The organism is Sphingomonas sp. (genome assembly GCF_051962185.1).
Taxonomy (GTDB): domain Bacteria; phylum Pseudomonadota; class Alphaproteobacteria; order Sphingomonadales; family Sphingomonadaceae; genus Sphingomonas.
Genome location: NZ_JBQCCN010000256.1, coordinates 1 through 4007 on the forward strand (window position 1 = coordinate 1; position 4007 = coordinate 4007).

The 4007-nt window shown below is 66.3% G+C and carries 5 protein-coding genes and 1 pseudogene; 3 read left to right on the plus strand and 3 right to left on the minus strand.

The genetic code is table 11. The annotated features are described in order from the left end of the window. Together ACTHJR_RS16375 and ACTHJR_RS16380 are read right to left on the minus strand one after the other, a co-directional pair. Window positions 1-258, minus strand: a pseudogene (locus tag ACTHJR_RS16375) (kynureninase); the annotation flags it as partial. Continuing rightward, window positions 255-1145, minus strand: a complete 891-nt coding sequence (locus ACTHJR_RS16380; RefSeq protein WP_440524313.1) for a LysR substrate-binding domain-containing protein — start codon at window positions 1143-1145, stop codon at window positions 255-257. The pseudogene ACTHJR_RS16375 and the gene ACTHJR_RS16380, both read right to left, overlap by 4 nt. A 90-nt stretch (window positions 1146-1235) precedes the next feature. Here ACTHJR_RS16380 and ACTHJR_RS16385 point away from each other — a divergent pair, with 90 nt between their 5' ends. Further along, the gene (locus tag ACTHJR_RS16385) at window positions 1236-1994 is read left to right on the plus strand and encodes a class I SAM-dependent methyltransferase (protein WP_440524315.1); all 759 of its coding nucleotides are present in this window, start codon (window positions 1236-1238) and stop codon (window positions 1992-1994) included. Here the strand turns inward: ACTHJR_RS16385 and ACTHJR_RS16390 are convergent. Then, window positions 1963-2742: a hypothetical protein gene (locus ACTHJR_RS16390; protein WP_440524317.1), complete on the minus strand. Its 780-nt coding sequence runs from the start codon at window positions 2740-2742 to the stop codon at window positions 1963-1965. The genes ACTHJR_RS16385 and ACTHJR_RS16390 overlap by 32 nt on opposite strands. Before the next feature lie 30 nt (window positions 2743-2772). On the opposite strand from ACTHJR_RS16390, the gene ACTHJR_RS16395 reads away from it, so the two are divergent. Together ACTHJR_RS16395 and ACTHJR_RS16400 are read left to right on the plus strand one after the other, a co-directional pair. Continuing rightward, window positions 2773-3069: a hypothetical protein gene (locus ACTHJR_RS16395; protein WP_440524319.1), complete on the plus strand. Its 297-nt coding sequence runs from the start codon at window positions 2773-2775 to the stop codon at window positions 3067-3069. A gap of 41 nt (window positions 3070-3110) precedes the next feature. After that, on the plus strand, window positions 3111-3821 hold the full coding sequence (locus tag ACTHJR_RS16400) for an NAD-dependent deacylase (RefSeq protein ID WP_440524320.1): 711 nt from the start codon (window positions 3111-3113) through the stop codon (window positions 3819-3821). The last annotated feature ends 186 nt before the right edge of the window (window positions 3822-4007 follow it).

The window sequence follows — 4007 nt, forward strand, 5'->3', positions numbered from 1 at the left end:
CGACAAAGTGTCGCCGGTCGCGACGCTGCCCTTTGGCGCGCCGATCAATTTGCCGATCCGGTCGCCGACGCGCGCGGGCAGACTGATCCAGTCGGCAGTGTTCCACGCCTTGATCAGCTCATTGCCCCATTCGCGCGTCAGCACCTCGCGCACCCGCGCTTCGGCCGACAGCGGCAACGGCCCGAGCGAATTGCCGTCGAGATAGAATATGCCGTCGGGCAAATGGAACAGCCGTCGGGTCGTCGCGAAATCGGTCATCGGGCCTCGTCCATGATCCACTCCCGGAACGCGGCGATCTTGGGCTCGCGCACGCGGTCGGGACGGCACACGAACCAGAAGCCGAAGCTGCTGTCGACCGCCATGTCGAACGGCCGGACCAGCCGCCTGGCGGCGAGATCCTCGTCGACCAGCGGCGTGATGCCGAGCGCGAAGCCCTGGCCTGCGACCGCCGCCGACAGCGCCATGTGACTATTGCCGAACCGCGCCCCGCCCTCGACCGCGCGGTCGATCCCGCACGCCGCGAACCAGGTGCTCCAGGTCGGCAGGCCGGGCGCGACCAGCGAGGATTCGTCCTGGAGCAGCAGTGCTTCCGGAATCGCCGCGGGATCGGGCCAGGCGACGGCGAGCGCCGGGCTGCAGACCGGAAACGCCGTGGCGCGCGCGATCGGCTCGCAATGCAGGTCGGGATAGACGCCATCGCCATAGCGCAGCCCGATATCGACACCGTCGCGATCGAAATCGCTATGCTGGTCGCCACCAGCGATGCGGACCTGCATGCCGGGATGACGTTCGAGGAAACGGCCGAGCCGTGGCGCTACCCATTTACCCGCGAAGCTCGGCATCGAACTGACCTGGAGCAATTGCGCGTCGAGATCGGCGACGTCGGAGATCAGCCGCTCCATCTCCGCGAACAGCGCGGTCAGGCGTGGCGCGAGCCTCTCGCCGGTCGCCGACAGTGCGATCGAGCGATGCCCGCGCAGGAACAGCGGCGCGCCGACCCATTCCTCGAGCCGGCGGACCTGGACGCTGACCGCCGCCGGGGTGACGCCGAGCTCGCCCGCCGCGCCGGCGAAGCTCAAATGACGCGCGGCGGCATCGAAGCTCCTCAGCGCGTTGAGCGGCAAATTGCGGATCGGCGTGCCCATAATCTTTGTCGTTCAGGCGGCCAAAAATTGTCGTTTGTAAAGGCCTCGCCGCCGCCGCATCGCTGGTCGCCCGCCCCCCGGAGGTAATCGATGCGCGTTCCCGTCCTGCTGTTGCTCGCCGCTTTTGCCCTGCCCGCCGCCACCGCCACGCCGGCGATCCCGCCGGTCATCGCCAAGGCGGTCGCCGATTCCTCGCGGCCGCCCGAGGACGTGGCACGCGACGCCAACCGCAAGCCGGCCGAGACACTCGCTTTCCTCGGCGTGCGGCCGGGGATGAAGATCGCCGATTACATCGCCAACAGCGGCTATTTCACCCGCCTGTTCGCTGATGTCGCGGGGCCGAAAGGGCACGTCTACGCGGTCGAGCTCAACGAGATCATCGGCTTTCCCAATGTCGCCAAGGGCTATGCCGACCTCAAGGCCTGGGCGGCTGGCCGGCCGAACGTCACCGTCACCACCACGCCGATCGCCGCCAGCCTGGATTTCCCGGAGAAGCTCGACCTGTTCTGGATCGCGCAGAATTACCACGACCTGCACGACAAGTTCCTCGGCCCGGCCGACGTCCCCGCCTTCAACCGCAAGGTGTTCGCGGCGCTCAAGCCCGGCGGCCTCTACGTCGTGCTCGACCATTCGGCCGCGGCCGGCGCGCCCGACGACGTGACCGAGACGCTCCACCGCATCCAGGAAGAGCGCGTGAAACGCGAGGTGCTGGCGGCCGGGTTCGAGCTGGTCGGTGAGAGCAAGCTACTCGCCAATCCCGCCGACCCGCGGACGAAAGGCGTTTTCGACGAGTCGATCCGCGGAAAGACCGATCAATTCATCCTGAAGTTTCGGAAGCCTCGGGGGTAGGGTGCCACCAGGCTAACTTCTTGACCTTGTGCTCGATCCACCAGTCGTTCTGCCCGCCTTCATACCCCAGGAGCGCACCCTGAAGCCGTTCGAGCTCGTCATCCCAGTCACGTGTGCGATTTTCGATCGACGCGATATATTCGTCGATACGCCATTCTTCACCGGGCAAGGCGAAATAGACTCTCCTCACGCCATCCACATCGGGATGCCGCCGCTTCAATTCGGGCAGCGGCATGTCGACGATCCGACGAACCAATTGACCCGATGCGACAAATGGTTCGAACGGCGCGAGATGCTCGTCGAACCATTCCGACGGATAACCGTCGCTGAGGATGGCGAACGGCTTTCGGCCTTCCAGCATCAATGGAAGCTCGAAATTGGTGTGCACCATGTAGGGCACGTCGGCGAAGATCGGATCGAACCTGGTGATCCCGGTATAGATGGCGTCGAGCACGACCGGGGGCACGCACAACTCGCCGATGCGACGCACCTCCTCTGCCGATAGATAATAGTAGAAGCATCGCAATTCGGGATCGCCATCGCTGTCAACCGCGAGGACATCCCGAAGCGCATCCAGGTCGGCGATCCGGATACGCCATTCGACACAGACGGTTGCGGTGACGGGATCGAACCCCTGGAGCACGAACTCTTGAGGGTCGGGATCGGTCGTGGCCATAACCGCCGATACGAAAGCCGGTGACGGAATTCCAGCAGCGACCATTTCCGGTTCATGCGCGACACTGGGCAATGCACGCGATGATGCTAAGGTTGGTTCCGGATGAACCTGTTCGAAACCCTCGCCCTGATCGTCATCGGCATCCCCTTGTTCGACTGGCTCTCGGTCACCGGTCCCGCCGCGCGGATAACGAGCTTCGACTACGCCTATTGGCCGCCGAGCAAGGCGCGGATCGCGAGCCTGGTCCTGCTCGCCGCGGGTCTGCTGGTCACTCTTCTGATCTCCCATCCGCCGAACGACAGTCTGTGGAAGCTCGTGCCTGCGGGCATCGGTCTCGTGATCCACGGCGTGATCGGGTGGCTGGACGTGTTGCGGCAGAAGCGTGAGGCATTTCCCTGAGGGCCTTTTCGCTCGGTTAGAGTGTCGGTTAAGGTTGGCATATGACCGACATCCGCAACATCGTCGTCTTGACCGGCGCGGGCATTTCCGCCGAGAGCGGCATCGCGACCTTCCGCGGGCCGGGCGGGCTGTGGGAAGGGCATCGGGTCGAGGATGTCTGCACGCCGCAGGCGTTGGCGCGCGATCCCGAATTGGTCCACCGGTTCTACGACTTGCGGCGCGCGGCGCTGGCCGGGGTCGAGCCCAATGCGGCGCACCGGGCGCTGGCGCGGCTCGGTGCCGACTGGCCGGGCGAGTTGCTGATCGTCACGCAGAACGTCGACGATTTGCACGAGCGCGCCGGAGCGAAGCGGCTGCTGCACATGCACGGCGAGTTGAAGTCGGCGTTATGCGCGGCCTGCGAGGATCGGCGGGCATGGGAAGGCGACATGCCGCCGGGCACCGTCTGCGCGGCGTGCGGCGCGCCGGCGGTGCGGCCCGACATCGTGTTCTTCGGCGAGATGCCTTACGCGATGGACGTGATCGAGCGGGCGCTGGCGCGCGCCGATCTGTTCGTGTCGATCGGTACGTCGGGGGCGGTCTATCCCGCCGCGGGGTTCGTCCAGACCGCGAAATATCATGGCGCGCGGACGCTGGAGCTCAATCTGGAGCGGTCCGAGGGCAGCGCGTGGTTCCACGAGAGCCGATTGGGGCCGGCGGGCGTGCTGGTGCCCGAGTGGGTGGAGTCGGTTCAGGCCGAAGCCAGCCATTGACTCTCATCAATCCACCCCCGTTAACGGGCGGGGGACCCCTAGCCGAAGGCCAGGGGGGGAGGGGGGAGCCGACACAAGCGACCCCCAGTTGCCCGCCCCCACCACCCCGCGCGTGGCGCGCGGTCCCCCGCCCCCCCCCCGGGGGCGGATTTTCAAACACCCCCAACACCCCCGGGGCGGGCGAGA

Coding starts and splice junctions, on each gene's coding strand:
- ACTHJR_RS16400 (WP_440524320.1), top strand. CDS start 3,111: ATGACCGACATCCGCAACATCGTCGTCTTGACCGGCGCGGGCATTTCC.
- ACTHJR_RS16385 (WP_440524315.1), top strand. CDS start 1,236: ATGCGCGTTCCCGTCCTGCTGTTGCTCGCCGCTTTTGCCCTGCCCGCC.
- ACTHJR_RS16380 (WP_440524313.1), bottom strand. CDS start 1,145: ATGGGCACGCCGATCCGCAATTTGCCGCTCAACGCGCTGAGGAGCTTC.
- ACTHJR_RS16395 (WP_440524319.1), top strand. CDS start 2,773: ATGAACCTGTTCGAAACCCTCGCCCTGATCGTCATCGGCATCCCCTTG.